Genomic DNA, 15750 nt, shown 5'->3' on the forward strand with positions numbered 1-15750 from the left:
GGTCAGCCCCCGATCGCGCTCATGCCGCGGGACGGGTGCACGATGCCGTCCACGTCGTCGCCGTGGTCGCGGGGCTTCGCCCACATCGCGCGCCGCCACGTGTCGAGCAGGGTGTCGTCGTCGGCACCGGCGCGCAGCGGACCGAGCAGGTCGACCTCGTCGTCGGAGAACAGGCACGAGCGGACGTGGCCCTCGGCGGTCAGGCGGGTGCGGGTGCAGTCGGCGCAGAAGGACTCGGTGATGCTCGCGATGACGCCGACGGTCCCGAGCGGTTCGCCGTCGTGGGTGGACACGCGGTAGCGCTCGGCCGGGGCACCGTCCCGCGGGGACTCGTCCGGGCTGAGCACGAAGCGCTCGCCGAGGAGCGCCCGGGTCTCCGTCGCGGTGACCATCGTCGCGCCGTCCCAGGCGTGCCCGGGGTCGAGGGGCATCTGCTCGATGAACCGGAGCTCGTGGCCGCGCTCGAGGCACCAGGCGAGCAGGTCCGCCGCGAGGTGGTCGTTCACGCCGCGGAGGAGCACCGCGTTGACCTTCACCCCGAGGCCGGCGTCGGCGGCGGCCGCGATGCCCTCGAGCACGCGGTCCAGGAACGGGCGGCGGGTGACCTCGGCGAACACGTCCGGGTCGACGGTGTCGAGCGAGACGTTGACCCGTCGGAGTCCGGCGTCCGCCAGCGCCTGCGCGCGGTTCGCGAGGCCGATCGCGTTGGTGGTCAGGGAGAGCTCGACGTCGTGCGCGGCGCACCGGCGGACGATGTCGACGAGGTCGGCGCGCAGGAGCGGTTCGCCGCCCGTGAAGCGGACCTTGCGGACGCCGAGCCGGGCGGCGGAGAGGCCCACGAGCCGGTCGATCTCGTCCGCGGTCATCAGGGCGTCGGACGGGATGACGGGCAGCCCCTCGGCCGGCATGCAGTAGGTGCAGCGGAGGTTGCAGCGCTCGGTCAGCGAGACGCGCAGGTCGACGGCGGTGCGGCCGAAGCGGTCGAGCAGTGCCGGTTCGTCGGCCGGCCGGGGCGGCAGGTCGGCCGAGCCGCTCCGCACGCGGCGCAGGAGCGAGGCGACCGGGACGGACGCCGCTGCACCCGCCGCAGGGAGCACCGCAGGCGCACCCGTCGTGGGCCGTTCGCCCGTCGCGGGCAGGATCCTCGCCGTCACCGGGCCGATGCTACCGGGCGCCGCCGACCCTCCGGTCCGCCGTCCGTTCCGCTGTCCGTCTGCCGCCACCGCCGCGGGTCGAGCCGTCGGCCCCACCGACGCCACTCGTCACGGTCGGTCCGGACGACCGTGACCACCACGATCACGAGCACCGCGGCGCCGAGCCACCAGCGGAAGGCGTCGGCCGAGGGCCACACCCCGCGGAGGGCGATCGCGAGCCCGAGGGACAGCCACTCCCATCGGCCGGACAGCACCACGAACGGGATGAGGAGCAGCGCGTACCAGGGGTAGCGCGGGGTCACCGCCAGGAAGGTCACGCCGATCATCAGCACCTCGCCGGACCACGGCCGGGCGGGGTCCGCGAGGCGCCAGGCGACGACGGCCGCGAGCAGCACGACGAGCCCCACGACGACCGTGGCGCCGTCGCCGGGGACGAGCAGGGAGACCAGGGCGAAGCGGGAGCCGTCCTCGTAGCCCTCCTCGGACAGGTAGCCGGGCAGGTAGCCGAGGACCTTGACGCCGGTGCTCAGGACGTACGGCACGTAGAGCACTCCGAAGACGGCGATCCCGACCGGGATCGCCCACCAGTGCCGCCATCGGCCGAGGAGCGGGGGGTACACGATCGCCGGGATGAGCTTCGTCGCGGTCGCCGCCCCGAGCGCGATGCCGCCCCAGACCGGCCGTCCGAAGGCGACGAGCACCACACCGGCCGTCGCGAGCGCGGCACCGAGCACGTCGACGTGCGAGTTCGTGACCGCCTCGGACGCGACGAGCGGCGACCACGCCCAGAGCGCGGCCCACCAGGTCGGCCGACCGAGGCGGCGCAGGGTCACGACGAGCCCGACCGTGACGCCCAGGGAGACGAGCAGCCCGGCGACCTGGAACGGCATGTACTGCGCGGTCGTGGGCACGAACGCGCGGACCGCGGCGAACCACAGCTGCGCCATCGGCGGGTAGATCGTCACGACGTCCGGCCGGTTGATCGCCACGCAGTGCCCGTCGGCGCCGTCACCGAGCCCGCGCATCCGCGGCTCGAGGGGCTTGCACGTGCCGTCGATCTTGTCCGGGAACAGCCAGTCGGGACGCAGACCGGCCAGTGCGCCGGACTGCGGCGTGTGCGCGTAGGGGGAGATCCCCGCGTGCTGCACGATGCCGTCCCAGGCGTACCGGGCAGAGTCGGTGCTGGTGTTCGGCGGACCGACGAGCGCCGCGACCCCGACCACGACCGCCCCGCCGAGGACGATCCGGGTCACCCAGGCACCGGGTACCCAGCGGAGCGCGAGGACGGCTCCGGCGAAGACCGCCCAAGCGATGAGCGTCCACGCAACGAATGGTGCACGATGACCGGCACGGAGGAACCCCAGATGCGTGATGCCGAAGGCGATGACACCCGCCAGCGCCAGCACGCCCACGACGGCGACCACGGTCGGCAGGACGCCGGTCCTGGTGGGCAGCGGGACGGCGCGCAGTCGTTCGTTCATCGTGGCCCGAGGCTACCGATCGTGCGACGGCTGCTGCTGGAAGCACGATCCGCGATGGCGTCGCCGAACCGGAACGCCCGCTCGGCCGTCGTCTGGGGCCGGCTGCTCGGCATCGCGTTCCTGGTGTGCTTCGGCACCGGCGTGTACAGCCACCTGCTGCAGGACCCGCTACCCGGGATGCGCTTCCCGACCCGGCCCGTGCAGCTGTACCAGTTCACGCAGGGCCTGCACATCACCGCAGGCATCGCGATCATCCCGCTCCTGCTCGCCAAGCTGAACGCGGTGATGCCCGCGCTCGCGCAGACGCCGCCCGTCCGCGGCGTGCTGCACCTGCTCGAACGCCTGTCGATCGCCGTGCTCGTGTCGGCCGCGATCGTCCAGGTCGGGACCGGGCTCGTGAACACGTACCAGTGGTACCCGTGGCCGTTCCCGTTCCGGCAGGTGCACAACGCGCTGGCCTACGTGATCATCGGGTCGCTCGTCGTGCACGTCGGCGTCAAGTTGCGGATCATCGCGCGGTACTGGCGCGCACGCGACGCGTACGACGCCGACGGCCGGTTCGTCGCGGACCCGACGGTGGGCAGCGAGCTGCTCCCCGACACCGGCCTGGAGGATCGTGGCGCGTCCGCCCCGTACCCCCGCGGCCTGACCGGCCGCCTGCTGCGGTGGGTGGACGGGGTGCCGGCCGTGGGGGAGCCTGCCGAGTCTCGCGCTGCGCGACACGACTCGGACGCGACGTCCCGCGACTCGTCGCCCAGCGCGAGTCTCGGTTCCGGTGATCCGGACCGTGGGCCCGCGGCCGACGGGGCGGGGGCGGGGCGTGCCTCCCGTCCGGCCGTGGGGGCGACCGAGGGCGGACGCGAGCGGATCGCCCGACGCGGGTTCGTGGCGGGCGTGACGGCGGCGACCGTCGGTGTCGTCGCGCTCACGGCCGGGCAGTCCACGCGACTGCTCGAACCGTTCAACGTGTTCGGGGCGCGCCAGCGGCACCTCGGTCCGGACGACCTGCCGGTGAACCGCACCGCGCGCGCCGCGGGCGTCCTGGCGACCGCCACCGCCGCGGACTGGACGCTGACCGTCGTCGGGCCGGGGATGAGCCGGACGTTCTCGCGGGCCGAGCTCGTCGCCCTCGGCACCACGACGGCCGAGCTGCCGATCGCGTGCGTCGAGGGGTGGAGCCAGACGGCGACCTGGAAGGGCGTGCGGATGCGCGACCTGCTCGAGACCGTGCAGGCCGACCCGGCGTCGCCGCTGCGGATCACGAGCCTCGAGCGGAGCGGCGGCTACCGCGTGACCGAGATGGGGCCCGAGTACGCCGCCGACCCGACGACGCTCGTCGCGCTCGAGCTGAACGGCGCGACGCTCGACCTGGACCACGGGTTCCCCGCCCGGGTCATCGCGCCGGGGCGACCCGGCGTCCTGCAGACGAAGTGGATCGGGAAGATCGAGGTGATCCGATGAGGGCCGCGAGGACCGTGCTCGTCCTGGTGGGCGTGCTCGTGATGGCGTTCGGCGCGTGGACGATGGTCACGACCGTGCGGCCGGAGCGCATCTGGGGGCTCGTGACGTGGCTCGTCGCAGCCGTCCTGCTGCACGACGTCCTGCTGTCGCCGTTCGTCGTCGGCGCAGGGCTGCTGCTCCGCCGGGCCGGGCGGTCGCTGCGCGTCTGGGTGCTCGTCACGGTGCAGGCGGCCGTCGTGCTCGGGAGCGTGCTCGCGCTCGTCGTGGTGCCGGAGATCGCCGCGAAGGCGCACGGGCAGAAGAATCCGACGGTGCTGCCGTTCGACTACACGACCCGGCTGCTCGTCGTCGAGGGGGTCCTGCTCGCGGTGGTCGTCGCGGTCCTCGTCGTCGGGCTCGTCCTGGCCCGCCGGCGCAGACCACTGGTTGCAGCGACAACCAATCGGTAGCATGAGGGGATGACCTACGAGACCCCGTGGCTGACGCGCGACCAGCTGCGCGCCTGGATGAAGCTCGTCGCCGTCATGGAGCTCCTGCCCGCGGCGCTCGACCAGCAGCTGCAGCGGGACGCTGACCTGACCCACTTCGACTACATGGTCGTCGCCATGCTGTCCGAGACGGACTCGCGCACGCTCCGGATGTCGGCGCTCGCCGCGGCCACCAACGCCTCGCTCCCGCGGCTGTCGCACGTCGTGTCCCGGCTCGAGAAGCGCGGTCTCGTGACCCGGTGCCCGTCCGCCGACGACCGGCGGGCGACCGACGTCCGACTGACCGCCGCCGGGTACGACACGATCGTGCAGGCCGCGCCGGAGCACGTCCGGACCGCGCGCCGCTACGTGATCGACGCGCTCGCCGACGACCAGGTCGCGCAGCTCGACGGGATCACCCGGGCGCTCCTCGGCCGGCTCGACCCCGAGGGGCGGTTCGCCGCGCTGACGTACCCGCGCGGGGACGAGGCACTCTGCGAGGCGCGGCTGACCGGCGCGGACGCCGACGCCGGTCTGCCCGAGGTCCCCGGGGTGCTGTTCCGCGACGCCACCGCCGACGACGGACCGCTGCTGCGCCGGGCGACGCTCCGGGCGATGAACTGGCGGACCGAGACGTTCACGGACGCCGACCTCGACCGCCCCGAGTTCGCGCACTACTTCGACGGGTTCGACCCGGCCCGGGACCGCGGCGTCGTCGCGGTGGACGGGGACGGCCCGGTCGGGGTCGCGTGGGCGCGGTTCCTGCCGGAGGACGACCCCGGGTACGGGTTCGTCGCCGCGGACGTGCCCGAGCTGACGATCGCCGTCGACGTCCGGGTTCGCGGACGCGGTGTCGGGGGAGCGCTCCTCGCGCGGCTGCTCGACGCCGGACGGGCTGCGGGGTGGCCCGGGATCAGCCTGAGTGTCGAGGACGGGAACACCGGGGCGCGGATCCTGTACGAGCGGGCCGGCTTCCGGACCGTGGGGCGGAACGGCGACTCGGACACGCTGCTCGTCCGGATGTGACGAGCACGGTCCGGGCCGGCGTGACGCCTCGGTCCGCGTCGGCGTGATGCGACTGGTACACCAGTAGGCTCGGAGCCATGACCGAGCGCGCCGAGCCGACCGACACCTACTCGTACCTCGGACCCGCCGGCACCTTCACCGAGGCGGCCCTGAAGCTCGTCGACGCCGCCGCCGGCAAGCCCTGGCGCAGCGTGAACAACGTGGGCGAGGCGCTCGACGACGTCGTCACCGGGCGGTCCGTCGGCGCCGTGATCGCGATCGAGAACAGCGTCGACGGCGGGGTCAGCGCCACGCAGGACGCCCTCGCCCGGATCCCCGGCGTGCGCATCGTCGGCGAGTACCTGGTGCCGGTCGACTTCGTGCTCGTCGCCCGGCACGGCACGGCCCTGGCGGACGTCCGTACCGTGAACGCACACCCGGTCGCCTACGCCCAGACCCACCGCTGGCTCGAGGCGAACCTGCGCGGGCACGGGCACATCCCGGCGTCGTCGAACGTCGCCGCCGCGACCGCCCTGCTCGACGAGCACCCGGTCGCGGACGCCGCGGTGGCCCCGCCCGGGATCACCGACCACCACGACCTCGCGGTGCTCGCGTCGTCCATCGGGGACAACGCGTCGGCGGTGACCCGGTTCGTGCTCGTGTCGCGGACGCTGGCGATCCCGCCGCGGACCGGGGCCGACAAGACGAGCGTCATCGTGGAGCTGCCGGCGGACCACCCCGGTGCGCTCGTCGACATGCTCGAGCAGTTCGCGACGCGGGGCATCAACATGGGGCTGCTGTCCTCGCGGCCGATCGGCGACGAGCTCGGGCGCTACCGGTTCGTCATCGACCTGGACGGCCACGTGCACGACGAGCGGGTGGCGGACGCGCTGCTCGGCCTGCGGCGGTTCAGCCCGCGCGTGACGTTCCTCGGGTCGTACCCGCGGGCGGACGGGTTCCGGCCGGAGGTGTCGGCGCGCTACTCCGACGAGGCGTTCGTCGAGGCGCGGGACTGGCTGCGCGCGATCGTCTCCGGCGAGCCCGACGCCGACTGACCACGGCGGCGCGGGGCCGCCGCCCGGCCCACGTCAGCTGTGCGCGTCCTCGACCCGCCGGGTGTTGCGCGTCTGGTCCTGCGGTCCGGCGACCCGGACCCGGAGCCCGCCGGCGTCGATCTTCGCCCGGAACGCGACGACCTCGCCCACCGGGTCGCCGTCGATCTCGAACTCGTCCGGCCGCTCGAGGCGTGCCACGAACTCCTCGCCGCGCAGGTAGCGCAGCGGGCGTTCCTCGCGGGCCGCGGTCGCGATGCGCTTGCCGACCTGGGTCTGCCCGATCTTCGAGCGCTGGAACGAGCGCAGGATCGCGTTCTCCCAGAACACCCGGGCGCCGATCCGCACCCAGCCGAAGAAGCCGCGGGGACGCATGACCACGATGTCGAAGACGCCGTCGTCGATCTCGGCGTCCGGCAGCAGCGTCGCGCCGGCCTGCAGCATGCCGCAGTTGCCGACGATCAGGGAGTGCGCGCGCACCGACTGGTTGCTCTCGCCGTCCAGCCGGTACCGGAACTCGAACGCGTCGGCGTCGCGCACCGAGCGGAACAACGAGTCGACGTAGGCGAGCCAGCCGACCTTCTTCTTGAGCTCGGGCTTGGTGTTCACGAGCATGCGGGCGTCCAGGCCGAGGCCGGCCATCACGACGAACCCGAACTCCTCGCGGCTGCCGTCGGGGCGTTCGACCTGGACCTCGCCGATGTCGATCGGGCGGTCCTCGCCGCGGAAGATCGTCCGGACGCTCGCGCCCAGGTCGTCGATCGGCGAGGGGATGTTGCGGGCGAGCAGGTTGCCCGTCCCGCTCGGCAGCAGGGCGAGTGCCGCGCCGGAGCCGTGCACGACCTCGGCGACGGCGCGAACGGTGCCGTCCCCACCGGCCGCGGCGACGACGTCGGCCCCGGCCTCGAGCGCGGCCTTCGTCATGCCGCCGCCCGGGTCCTCCTCGGTGGTCTCGAACCACAGGGTCTCGGCCCAGCCCGCTTCCTGCTGGTGCTTCGCGACGGTGCTCTTCAGGGTCTCCAGGTGCACCTTGACCGGGTTGTAGACGACGGCGGCCGTCTTCTGTTCGGTCGGGAGGGCGTCCTGGTCCGCGGGCGCGGTCTCCGATGGGGTCGACATGCCCACGACGTTACCGACCGCGCCCTGCGAGCGGACGGGCGTCAGCGTCCGTCGTGGAGCGTCACGTGGTAGCCGTCGGGGTCGGCGAACGTGAAGGTCCGACCGAAGGGGCCGTCGAACGGTGCGGTGATGATCGTGTGCCCGTCGGCGACGAGCGCGTCGTGGGTCGCCTGGACGTCGGTCGCGTGGAACCACAGCGCCACCCCGAGGCCCGGCTGGCGGGCGGCGTCCAGGTCGGTGCCGGGGACCACGTCACGCAGCGCGAACGCGATCGGCTCGGTCTGGAACACGACGGCGTGCGGCGGGCCGGCGGGGGAGCGGACGAGCCCGAGGTACCGCTCGTAGAACGCCTGTGCGGCGTCGAGGTCGCGGACCTGCAGCGAGGTGAAGTCGATCCCGGTGGCGGTCATGGTGTGCTCCTTCGTCATGTGTCAGTTGTCTGACACGCAGACACTATGTCAGACTCCTGACATGCGTCAAGACAGTGGACACGACGAGCGCATCGACCTCGACTCCTCCGTCGGGTACGTCCTCAAGGAGGCCGCGAGCGCCCTCCGCGCCGCCATGGAGGACGCCCTCCGTCCCTTCGGCATGACGATCACGCACTACTCGTGCCTCGAACTGCTCGCGCAGCGCCCCGGGATGTCGAACTCCGAGCTCGCGCGCGGCACCTTCGTCACCCGCCAGTCGATGAACACGCTCCTGCAGCAGCTCGAGCGGGACGGCGTCGTCGAGCGGGCCGCGACGCCGACCGCGGGCAAGGTGTTGCCGACGCGCCTCACGGCGGCGGGCCGACGGCAGCGCGAGCGCGCGAGCGCCGCCGTCCGCGAGGTCGAGCTCCGGATGACCCGGGACCTCGACGAGGCGGGCCGCGCAGCGGCCTTCCGCCTGCTCCGCGGGATGGTCGCCGCCCTGCGGGACGACCCGTCGACGGACGCGACCGGATGACGGACTGGAGGCCCGTGGCAGCGCCGCCACGGGCCTCCGGTCCGTCACCGGGTCCCCCTAGGATGAACCGGTGATCGATCTCCAGCTGCTGCGCGACCACCCGGACGTCATCAAGGCTTCGCAGGAGGCGCGCGGCGCCTCCGTGTCCGTCGTCGACGACGCGGTGGCGGCGGACGCGGCGCGCCGCGCGGCGATCACGGCGTTCGAGGCGCTCCGCGCCGAGCAGAACGCCTTCGGCAAGACCGTCGCGAAGGCCCCGAAGGACGAGAAGGCCGCCCTCGTGCATCAGGCGCAGGCGCTCGCCGCGAAGGTCAAGGAGGCGCAGGCCGAGGTCACCGCGGCCGAGGAATCGTTCGACCGCGTCGTCCGTTCGATCCCGAACGTCGTCCTGCCGGACGTGCCCAAGGGCGGCGAGGACGACTTCGTCACGCTCCGCACGGTCGGCACGAAGCCGACGTTCTCGTTCGAGCCGAAGGACCACGCCGACCTCGGCGAGCACCTCGGCATCATCGACATCCCGCGCGGCGTCAAGGTCTCGGGCTCGCGTTTCTACTTCCTCCGCGGCCTCGGCGCCCGGCTCGAGATCGCGCTCATGAACCTCGGGCTCGACCGCGCGGTCCAGCACGGGTTCGAGCCGCTCATCACCCCGACGCTCGTGCGCCCCGAGACCATGGCCGGCACCGGGTTCCTCGGCGAGCACGCGGCCGAGGTCTACCGGCTCGAGGCCGACGACCTGTACCTGACCGGCACGAGCGAGGTCGCCCTCGCCGGGTTCCACGCCGACGAGATCCTGTCGTTCCCGGAGTCGGGCGAGGGCATCCGGTACGCCGGCTGGTCGACCTGCTACCGGCGCGAGGCCGGGTCGGCGGGCAAGGACAACCGCGGCATCCTCCGCGTGCACCAGTTCAACAAGCTCGAGATGTTCTCGTACGTCCTGCCCGAGCACGCCGAGGCGGAGCACCAGCGCCTGGTCGCGATGCAGGAGTCGATGATGCAGGACCTCGGACTGCACTACCGCGTCATCGACGTCGCCGGCGGCGACCTCGGCACGAGTGCTGCGCGGAAGTACGACATCGAGGCGTGGGTCCCGACGCAGGGCACCTTCCGCGAGCTGACCTCGACCTCGAACTGCACCACGTTCCAGGCCCGTCGCCTGGACACCCGGTACCGCACCGAGAGCGGCAAGACCGCCCCGGTCGCGACGCTCAACGGCACCCTCGCCACCACCCGGTGGATCGTCGCGATCCTCGAGACGCACCAACAAGAGGACGGTTCGGTCGTCGTGCCCGAGGTGCTCCGGCCGTACCTGGGCGGCGTCGAGGTGATCGCACCCCGATGAGTACCGCGGGGCGGTTCGTGGACGCGTCGGCGCAGGGCGGCGGCGCCGGCGCTGCTGGAGTCGGCGCCGGTGCGGCCGGCGCTGCTGGTGCTCCGGCTCGGACGAAGCGGTGGCTCGTGGCGCTCGACGTCGACGGCACGACGATGCGCGAGGACGGGGTCATCACCGACGCCGTCGTGGCCGCCGTGCGCGATGCCGAGGCCGCCGGGCACGAGGTCATGCTGTCCACCGGTCGCAGCGAGGGCATGACGGTGCCGCTGCTCGAGACGCTCGGCATCCGACCGAAGTACCTCGTCTGCGCGAACGGGGCGCTGATCCTGGGGCGCCGCGAGGACGGCGGTTACGATCGCGTGCACGTCGAGCGCTTCGACCCGTCCGAGGTGTTGCAGACCATCCACGGCGCACTCGAGAACGCGGCGTTCGGCGTGGAGGACGAGACCGGCCACTTCCTGCTGTCCGGCAACTTCCCCGACGACACCATGACCGTCGCCGGTGAGCACGTGCCGTTCGAGCAACTGCTCGGCGTCGAGGCCACCCGTGTCGTCGTCATCTCACCCGGGCACGACACCGAGGACTTCCTGCAGGTCGTCGAGCGCATGGGCCTGCACAAGGTGTCGTACTCGGTCGGCTGGACGTCGTGGCTCGACATCGCACCAGAAGGCGTGACGAAGGCCACCGCGATGGAGCGTGTGCGCGAGTGGCTCGACATCCCGCGCTCCCGGGTCATGGCGGCAGGCGACGGTCGCAACGACATCGACATGCTCCGGTGGGCGTCGACCTCCGGGCGCGGGGTCGTCATGGGGCAGGCGCCGTCCGACGTCGTCGACGCGGGCAACGAGCTGACCGGCGGGGTCACCGACGACGGTCTGGCCGCGGCGCTCGACACGCTCCCGCGCTGACGGTCGGCGGGGCCGCTAGACTCCTCGGGACGCGATCACGTCTCGCCACGTGGTCGCGTCGCTGGAGGGTTGTCCGAGCGGCCGATGGAGCCTGTCTTGAAAACAGGTGGGCAGTGATGTCTCGTGGGTTCGAATCCCACACCCTCCGCACATGAGCACCGGGACCCGCCTCCGACCGGTCGAGCTGGCCGACGCCGCCGAGCTCGCCGCGATCGTGAGCGCGAGCGCCGACCACCTGCGGCCGTTCGAGCCGACGCGGCCGGAGAGCTACTTCACCGAGGCCGGTCAGCGCGCGACGATCGGCGGGCTGCTCGCGGCGGCGCGGACCGGCGGGTCGGTGCCCTTCGTGATCGTGGGGGACGACGACGAGCTGCTCGGCCGGATCACCCTGAGCGGCGTGACCCGTGGTGCCCTGCAGTCGTGCGCGCTCGGGTACTGGGTGCGTGCGGACCGGGTCCGGCAGGGGCACGCGACGCGGGCGGTCGGGCTCGCGGTGGTGCACGCGTTCGGTGCGCTCGGGCTGCACCGGGTGCAGGCCGAGACCCTGCCGGAGAACACCGCGTCGCAGCGGGCGCTCGAGCGGAACGGGTTCACCCGGTACGGGCTCGCGCCGCAGTACATCCGCATCGCGGGCGAGTGGCGCGACCACGTCATGTTCCAGGTGCTGGCGCCCAGCGGCGCCGCGGACCTCACGCGCTGAGCGACACCTCACGCGCTCGCGCTCCCGTGAAGTGTCGCTGAGCGCGAGCGATCGCGGATCAGGGCCGCGCGCCGAGGGCGGCGAGCTCCGCGCGGGTCCTGGCGCCGTGCTTCCGGAGCAGGTTCGCCACGTGGTACTTCACCGTGTTCGGGCTGATGCCGAGCCCGTCGGCGATCTCGCGGTTGCCCACGCCGGTGACGACGAGCCGGAGCACGTCGCGCTCCCGCGCGGTCAGGTCGGTGTCCGTGGGCAGGTCGACCGTGCCCGGCGCCGGGTCGAGGGGGAGCGAGATGTCGAGCGTCGAGCCCCATCCGGGCGTCGAGTCGACCTGCAGGGTTCCGTCGAGGGCGACGACCCGCTCGGCGATCGGTCGGACGGCGTCGTCGTGCACGTCGAGCGTGCCGGCGCCGTCGTCGCGGAGCTGCACGAGCAGGTTCCGGCCGTCGCAGTCCCACTGGATCCGCACCCGCCGCGCGACGCCGTCGTCGACGAGCGCGAGCACCGCCGTCCGGACGATCGCGCGGGCACCGTGCGCGACGGCTCCGGGGAGCGCGCGACCGGTGGCGGGCGGTTCGACGAACTGCACGTCCAGGTCGCCGAACCGGACGAGCGGGCGCAGGTCGGCCCGCAGTCGGGAAAACGCCCCCGTGACGGGCTCGAGCAACGTGCTGCGCTGCCGGTCCGTCACGGTCCGGAGGTCGACGAGCGCGGCCGAGGCGATCTCGACGGCCTCGGCGCGGGCCGCGGTGTCGGACAACCGGGGGGAGCGGAGCACCGCGAGGACGGATTCGAGCGTCAGGGCGTGCCGGTCGGCCTGCTCGGCGACCGTGCGGGCGTGCTCCGACGCGACTGATCGACTTGCAGGGGTGTCCGTCACGGCGACCGAACCTACCCGCCCCACCCTGCCGGTCGCTGCACGCCCACCCGATCGGATGGGATGACCGCCCGGCCGGGCAGCGGCGCTCCCACCGACGCCGGAGCAGCATCGTCGTCATGCACAACAGCAGCACGCCCGACGGCGGCAGCACCGCCGACGGCAGCAGCACCGCCGACGCCCTCGGACTCGTCGCCGACGAGCTCCACGCCCTCGTCGACGCCGTCCGCGCCGCCGACCAGGCCCCGTTCCAGCGCGCGCTGACCCTGTTCACCGACGCCGACCGCGTCTTCGTGCACGGTGCCGGCCGCTCGGGGCTCGCGCTCCGGATGACCGCGATGCGACTCATGCACCTCGGACTGCGCGTGCACGTCGTCGGCGCGGTCACGACCCCGGCGATCGGACGCGGCGACGTGCTCCTCGTCGCGAGCGGCTCCGGCACGACCGGCGGCATCGTGCAGGCCGCACGGACCGCGGCCGACGTCGGGGCCCGGGTGCTCGCGGTGAGCACGACCGACGACTCGCCGCTCGCCGCGGTCGCCGACGCCACGCTCGTGCTCCCCGCCGCGACGAAGACCGACCGCTCCGGCACCGCGTCGGCACAGTACGCCGGGAGCCTCTTCGAGCAGGGTGTCGCCCTCCTCGGGGACGCCCTGTTCCACGCGCTCTGGCAGCGCAGCGGCCGCTCCGCCGACGAGCTGTGGCCCCGCCACGCGAACCTCGAGTGACGCCGCGCGCGACCGGCACCGAGACCCCCTACGAACCACCACCGGAAGGACACCACCATGCAGCTCCAGTTCGCCATGGACACCCTGACCACCGAGGACGCACTCGACCTCGCCGGCAAGGCCGCGCCGTACGTCGACGTCATCGAGCTCGGCACGCCCCTGATCAAGAGCGCGGGCCTGTCGGCGATCACCGCGGTCAAGCAGGCGCACCCCGACAAGACCGTGTTCGCGGACCTCAAGACGATGGACGCCGGTGAGCTCGAGGCGGGCATCGCGTTCGACGCCGGCGCCGACCTCGTCACCGTGCTCGGCGTCGCGGGCGACAGCACCATCGCCGGCGCCGTCAAGGCAGCCGAGGCGCACGGCAAGGGCGTCGTCGTCGACCTGATCGGCGTCGAGGACAAGGCCGCCCGCGCGAAGGAGGTCGTCGCGCTCGGCGCCACCTTCGTCGAGATGCACGCCGGCCTCGACGAGCAGGCCGAGGAGGGCTTCACGTTCGAGACGCTCCTGCACGACGGCGAGGCGTCCGGTGTGCCGTTCTCGGTCGCCGGTGGCATCACGACCGACACCATCGCTGCCGTCCAGGCGTCCGGCGCCCGCATCGCGGTCGCCGGCAGCGCGATCTACAGCGCCGACGACGTGGCCGCGGCCGCGAAGGCGCTCCGCGACGCGATCACGGAGCAGTCGGCCGCCTGATCGGCACCACCTGACGGACGGGAGGCTCGTGGCGGGGTCGCCGCGAGCCTCCCGTCCGTCACCGGGTCGCCCCGGGACGTGACCGGAACGCGGTGACCAGCGCGTCGACCAGCAGGAACCCGAGCAGGGTGACCCCGACGACGGGCAGCAGCAGCGCGAGCCCGATCGCGACGGCGACGACGGCGATCGCACCCCACCACGGTGCGCGTGCGAGCGCGCCGTCGGCGGGCGCGCGGCCGACGCGCGTGCCGGGCGTCCGTCGCTGCCACCACATCACGTACCCGAGGACGACCATCGCGGCGATGCCGAGCGCCGCCGCGAGCAGCACGAGCTGGTTCGGCAGCCCGAACAGCGCGCCCATGTGGGTGTTGATGCCGAGCTTCGCGGCCTTCGCCATGAGCGGGTAGTCGCCCCAGGTGACCTGCGACACCGCGGTCATCGTCGTCGGGTCGACCGCGACGGCGTTCATCGCGACCGGCCAGCTGAGCTTGATCTCCTCGACGGTCCACGCCTGGTCGGTCGTCGCCGCGGGCCGGATGCGGACCTCGGCGGCGTGCACGTCGGCCGACCGGGCGACGGCCAGGACCTCGTCGAACTGCTCGGGTGTGACGGTCGCGGGGGAGCCCACCGGTGCCGCGGCGGACCCGTGGTGCCCGGCGTGCTCGCCAGCCGTCATGCCCATCGCCGCCGCGCCGCCCAGCGCGGTGTCCACGGTCGGCGCCTGCCAACTGAGCGCCGAACGGAGCGCGGTCACGTTGTCGCCCGCGAAGTGCGACCACGTGATGCCCGTCGCCGACAGGAAGAGCGCGCCGAGGAGCACCCACGCGCCGGTCGCCGCGTGCCACGAGAAGGTGCGGCGGTACCCACGCAGGCGGGTGTCCGGGACGACGAGCTCGCGCTTCCGTCGGGCCGTGCGGAGCCGGAACGCCCAGAGCCCGATGCCGGCGAGCGACACGATCCCGAGCCACGACGCGGCGGTCTCGCTGTACAGCCGACCGACGTCGCCGAGGAACAGGCTGCGGTGCACCGTGCTGATCCACGTCCGGAACGGCAGGGAGCCGGAGGTGCCGTACACGGGCAGGTCGCCGCGGACGGACGCGTCGCCCGGGTCGACGAACACGGCGCGGGTCTGCGACTCGAGCAGTCCCGCCTCGGTGAACATCACGCGAGTGGTGTCGCCGGGCGCCGGCGCGGGACGGACCTCGACGACGGTGTCGTCGGGGTGGTGGGCGGCGACGTACCGCTGCGCGGCGGCGACCTGGTCGGCGAGGGGGCGTGCCGTGGCGGTGGACGGCGCGGTGAGCTCGTGCCGGTACACGACCTGCTCGATCGACGGGGCGACGGCGTAGACCGCCCCGGACAGCGCGGCGACCAGGACGAACGGGCCCACGAACAGGCCCGCCAGGAAGTGCAGGCGGAGGAGGAGCTGGGCGAACCAGCCACGGGAGGGCGGCGGAGCGGTGCTGGGCATCGGGGCGCGGGTCCTGTCGGGCGGAGCGTCCGGCACCGTGCCGGACGACCCGAGAACTCTACAACATGTAGAACGACGGCGCGGCCGGACGTGAGCGGCGTGTCCGTCCGCACACCGCACTCCGATGCGGTGTGCGGACGACCGCGTTGACCGACCGCAGGAGCACGACACAGACTGGCGCCGATGACCACCCTCACCTCGCTCGTGTACATGTCCGTCGCCGTCGACGACCTCACCGACGACCAGCTCGTCGCCATGCTCCGGGAGGCCCGCCTGCGCAACGAGGCGCTCGGGTCTCCGGCTGCTGTGCGAAGGGCGGCCGTTCATGCAGTCTCGAGGGCCGCGTGGAGCGTCGA

Annotated in this window: 16 protein-coding genes and 1 tRNA gene; 11 read left to right on the top strand and 6 right to left on the bottom strand. The window is 73.3% G+C overall.

Features of this window, described 5'->3' with window-relative positions; translation table 11 throughout:
• Positions 1-2: 2 nt before the first annotated feature.
• Both moaA and HUN59_RS04825 read right to left on the bottom strand, forming a co-directional pair.
• On the bottom strand, positions 3-1049 hold the full coding sequence (gene moaA / locus HUN59_RS04820; protein WP_441307035.1) for a GTP 3',8-cyclase MoaA: 1047 nt from the start codon (positions 1047-1049) through the stop codon (positions 3-5).
• Between the two features lie 101 nt (positions 1050-1150).
• Positions 1151-2635, bottom strand: a complete 1485-nt coding sequence (locus HUN59_RS04825; RefSeq protein WP_174777675.1) for a glycosyltransferase family 87 protein — start codon at positions 2633-2635, stop codon at positions 1151-1153.
• A gap of 21 nt (positions 2636-2656) precedes the next feature.
• On the opposite strand from HUN59_RS04825, the gene HUN59_RS04830 reads away from it, so the two are divergent.
• The 4 genes from HUN59_RS04830 to pheA all read left to right on the top strand — a co-directional run bounded on the left by HUN59_RS04830 (position 2657) and on the right by pheA (position 6623).
• Entirely contained in the window at positions 2657-4096 is a 1440-nt protein-coding gene (locus HUN59_RS04830; RefSeq protein WP_254629995.1) for a molybdopterin-dependent oxidoreductase, read from the top strand.
• Entirely contained in the window at positions 4093-4545 is a 453-nt protein-coding gene (locus HUN59_RS04835; RefSeq protein ID WP_174777676.1) for a hypothetical protein, read from the top strand. The genes HUN59_RS04830 and HUN59_RS04835 overlap by 4 nt, the downstream gene beginning before the upstream one ends.
• Positions 4546-4554: 9 nt before the next feature.
• On the top strand, positions 4555-5589 hold the full coding sequence (locus HUN59_RS20060; protein WP_368076204.1) for a GNAT family N-acetyltransferase: 1035 nt from the start codon (positions 4555-4557) through the stop codon (positions 5587-5589).
• Positions 5590-5666: 77 nt separating this feature from the next.
• Positions 5667-6623, top strand: a complete 957-nt coding sequence (gene pheA / locus HUN59_RS04850) for a prephenate dehydratase (RefSeq protein WP_174777677.1) — start codon at positions 5667-5669, stop codon at positions 6621-6623.
• A 33-nt stretch (positions 6624-6656) separates the two neighbouring features.
• Here pheA and HUN59_RS04855 read toward each other — a convergent pair whose 3' ends face one another.
• A complete protein-coding gene (locus HUN59_RS04855) occupies positions 6657-7739 on the bottom strand; it encodes a diacylglycerol/lipid kinase family protein (protein ID WP_174777678.1) in 1083 nt (360 codons plus the stop codon).
• Positions 7740-7780: 41 nt separating this feature from the next.
• Positions 7781-8149, bottom strand: a complete 369-nt coding sequence (locus HUN59_RS04860) for a VOC family protein (RefSeq protein ID WP_174777679.1) — start codon at positions 8147-8149, stop codon at positions 7781-7783.
• Positions 8150-8210: 61 nt separating this feature from the next.
• Between HUN59_RS04860 and HUN59_RS04865 the strand changes: the two genes are divergently transcribed.
• The 5 genes from HUN59_RS04865 to HUN59_RS04885 all read left to right on the top strand — a co-directional run bounded on the left by HUN59_RS04865 (position 8211) and on the right by HUN59_RS04885 (position 11625).
• Positions 8211-8687 carry a MarR family winged helix-turn-helix transcriptional regulator gene (locus HUN59_RS04865; protein ID WP_217483620.1) on the top strand — a complete coding sequence of 159 codons (477 nt, stop codon included), beginning with the start codon at positions 8211-8213 and terminating at the stop codon, positions 8685-8687.
• A gap of 70 nt (positions 8688-8757) precedes the next feature.
• Entirely contained in the window at positions 8758-10026 is a 1269-nt protein-coding gene (gene serS / locus HUN59_RS04870; protein ID WP_174777680.1) for a serine--tRNA ligase, read from the top strand.
• Complete coding sequence (locus HUN59_RS04875; RefSeq protein ID WP_174777681.1) at positions 10023-10925, top strand: HAD family hydrolase; 903 nt, start codon at positions 10023-10025, stop codon at positions 10923-10925. Before serS ends, HUN59_RS04875 begins: the two co-directional genes overlap by 4 nt.
• A gap of 63 nt (positions 10926-10988) precedes the next feature.
• Positions 10989-11073 (top strand) — tRNA-Ser (locus HUN59_RS04880).
• A gap of 3 nt (positions 11074-11076) precedes the next feature.
• Entirely contained in the window at positions 11077-11625 is a 549-nt protein-coding gene (locus tag HUN59_RS04885; protein ID WP_174777682.1) for a GNAT family N-acetyltransferase, read from the top strand.
• 58 nt (positions 11626-11683) lie between these two features.
• On the opposite strand, the gene HUN59_RS04890 is transcribed toward HUN59_RS04885, so the two are convergent.
• Positions 11684-12502: a helix-turn-helix transcriptional regulator gene (locus HUN59_RS04890; protein WP_174777683.1), complete on the bottom strand. Its 819-nt coding sequence runs from the start codon at positions 12500-12502 to the stop codon at positions 11684-11686.
• Positions 12503-12618: 116 nt separating this feature from the next.
• On the opposite strand from HUN59_RS04890, the gene hxlB reads away from it, so the two are divergent.
• Entirely contained in the window at positions 12619-13227 is a 609-nt protein-coding gene (gene hxlB, locus HUN59_RS04895; protein ID WP_174777684.1) for a 6-phospho-3-hexuloisomerase, read from the top strand.
• Between the two features lie 57 nt (positions 13228-13284).
• Complete coding sequence (gene hxlA, locus HUN59_RS04900; RefSeq protein WP_174777685.1) at positions 13285-13923, top strand: 3-hexulose-6-phosphate synthase; 639 nt, start codon at positions 13285-13287, stop codon at positions 13921-13923.
• A 58-nt stretch (positions 13924-13981) separates the two neighbouring features.
• Here hxlA and HUN59_RS04905 read toward each other — a convergent pair whose 3' ends face one another.
• Complete coding sequence (locus HUN59_RS04905) at positions 13982-15394, bottom strand: PepSY-associated TM helix domain-containing protein (protein ID WP_174777686.1); 1413 nt, start codon at positions 15392-15394, stop codon at positions 13982-13984.
• Between the last annotated feature and the right edge of the window lie 356 nt (positions 15395-15750).

The organism is Curtobacterium sp. Csp2 (assembly GCF_013347165.1).

What these genes read in the sequence shown, in the direction of transcription:
- HUN59_RS04825 (WP_174777675.1), bottom strand. Translation starts at nt 2,635, where the DNA reads ATGAACGAACGACTGCGCGCCGTCCCGCTGCCCACCAGGACCGGCGTC.
- HUN59_RS04835 (WP_174777676.1), top strand. Translation starts at nt 4,093, where the DNA reads ATGAGGGCCGCGAGGACCGTGCTCGTCCTGGTGGGCGTGCTCGTGATG.
- HUN59_RS20060 (WP_368076204.1), top strand. Translation starts at nt 4,555, where the DNA reads ATGACCTACGAGACCCCGTGGCTGACGCGCGACCAGCTGCGCGCCTGG.
- pheA (WP_174777677.1), top strand. Translation starts at nt 5,667, where the DNA reads ATGACCGAGCGCGCCGAGCCGACCGACACCTACTCGTACCTCGGACCC.
- HUN59_RS04855 (WP_174777678.1), bottom strand. Translation starts at nt 7,739, where the DNA reads ATGTCGACCCCATCGGAGACCGCGCCCGCGGACCAGGACGCCCTCCCG.
- HUN59_RS04860 (WP_174777679.1), bottom strand. Translation starts at nt 8,149, where the DNA reads ATGACCGCCACCGGGATCGACTTCACCTCGCTGCAGGTCCGCGACCTC.
- HUN59_RS04865 (WP_217483620.1), top strand. Translation starts at nt 8,211, where the DNA reads ATGCGTCAAGACAGTGGACACGACGAGCGCATCGACCTCGACTCCTCC.
- HUN59_RS04875 (WP_174777681.1), top strand. Translation starts at nt 10,023, where the DNA reads ATGAGTACCGCGGGGCGGTTCGTGGACGCGTCGGCGCAGGGCGGCGGC.
- HUN59_RS04885 (WP_174777682.1), top strand. Translation starts at nt 11,077, where the DNA reads ATGAGCACCGGGACCCGCCTCCGACCGGTCGAGCTGGCCGACGCCGCC.
- hxlB (WP_174777684.1), top strand. Translation starts at nt 12,619, where the DNA reads ATGCACAACAGCAGCACGCCCGACGGCGGCAGCACCGCCGACGGCAGC.
- hxlA (WP_174777685.1), top strand. Translation starts at nt 13,285, where the DNA reads ATGCAGCTCCAGTTCGCCATGGACACCCTGACCACCGAGGACGCACTC.
- HUN59_RS04905 (WP_174777686.1), bottom strand. Translation starts at nt 15,394, where the DNA reads ATGCCCAGCACCGCTCCGCCGCCCTCCCGTGGCTGGTTCGCCCAGCTC.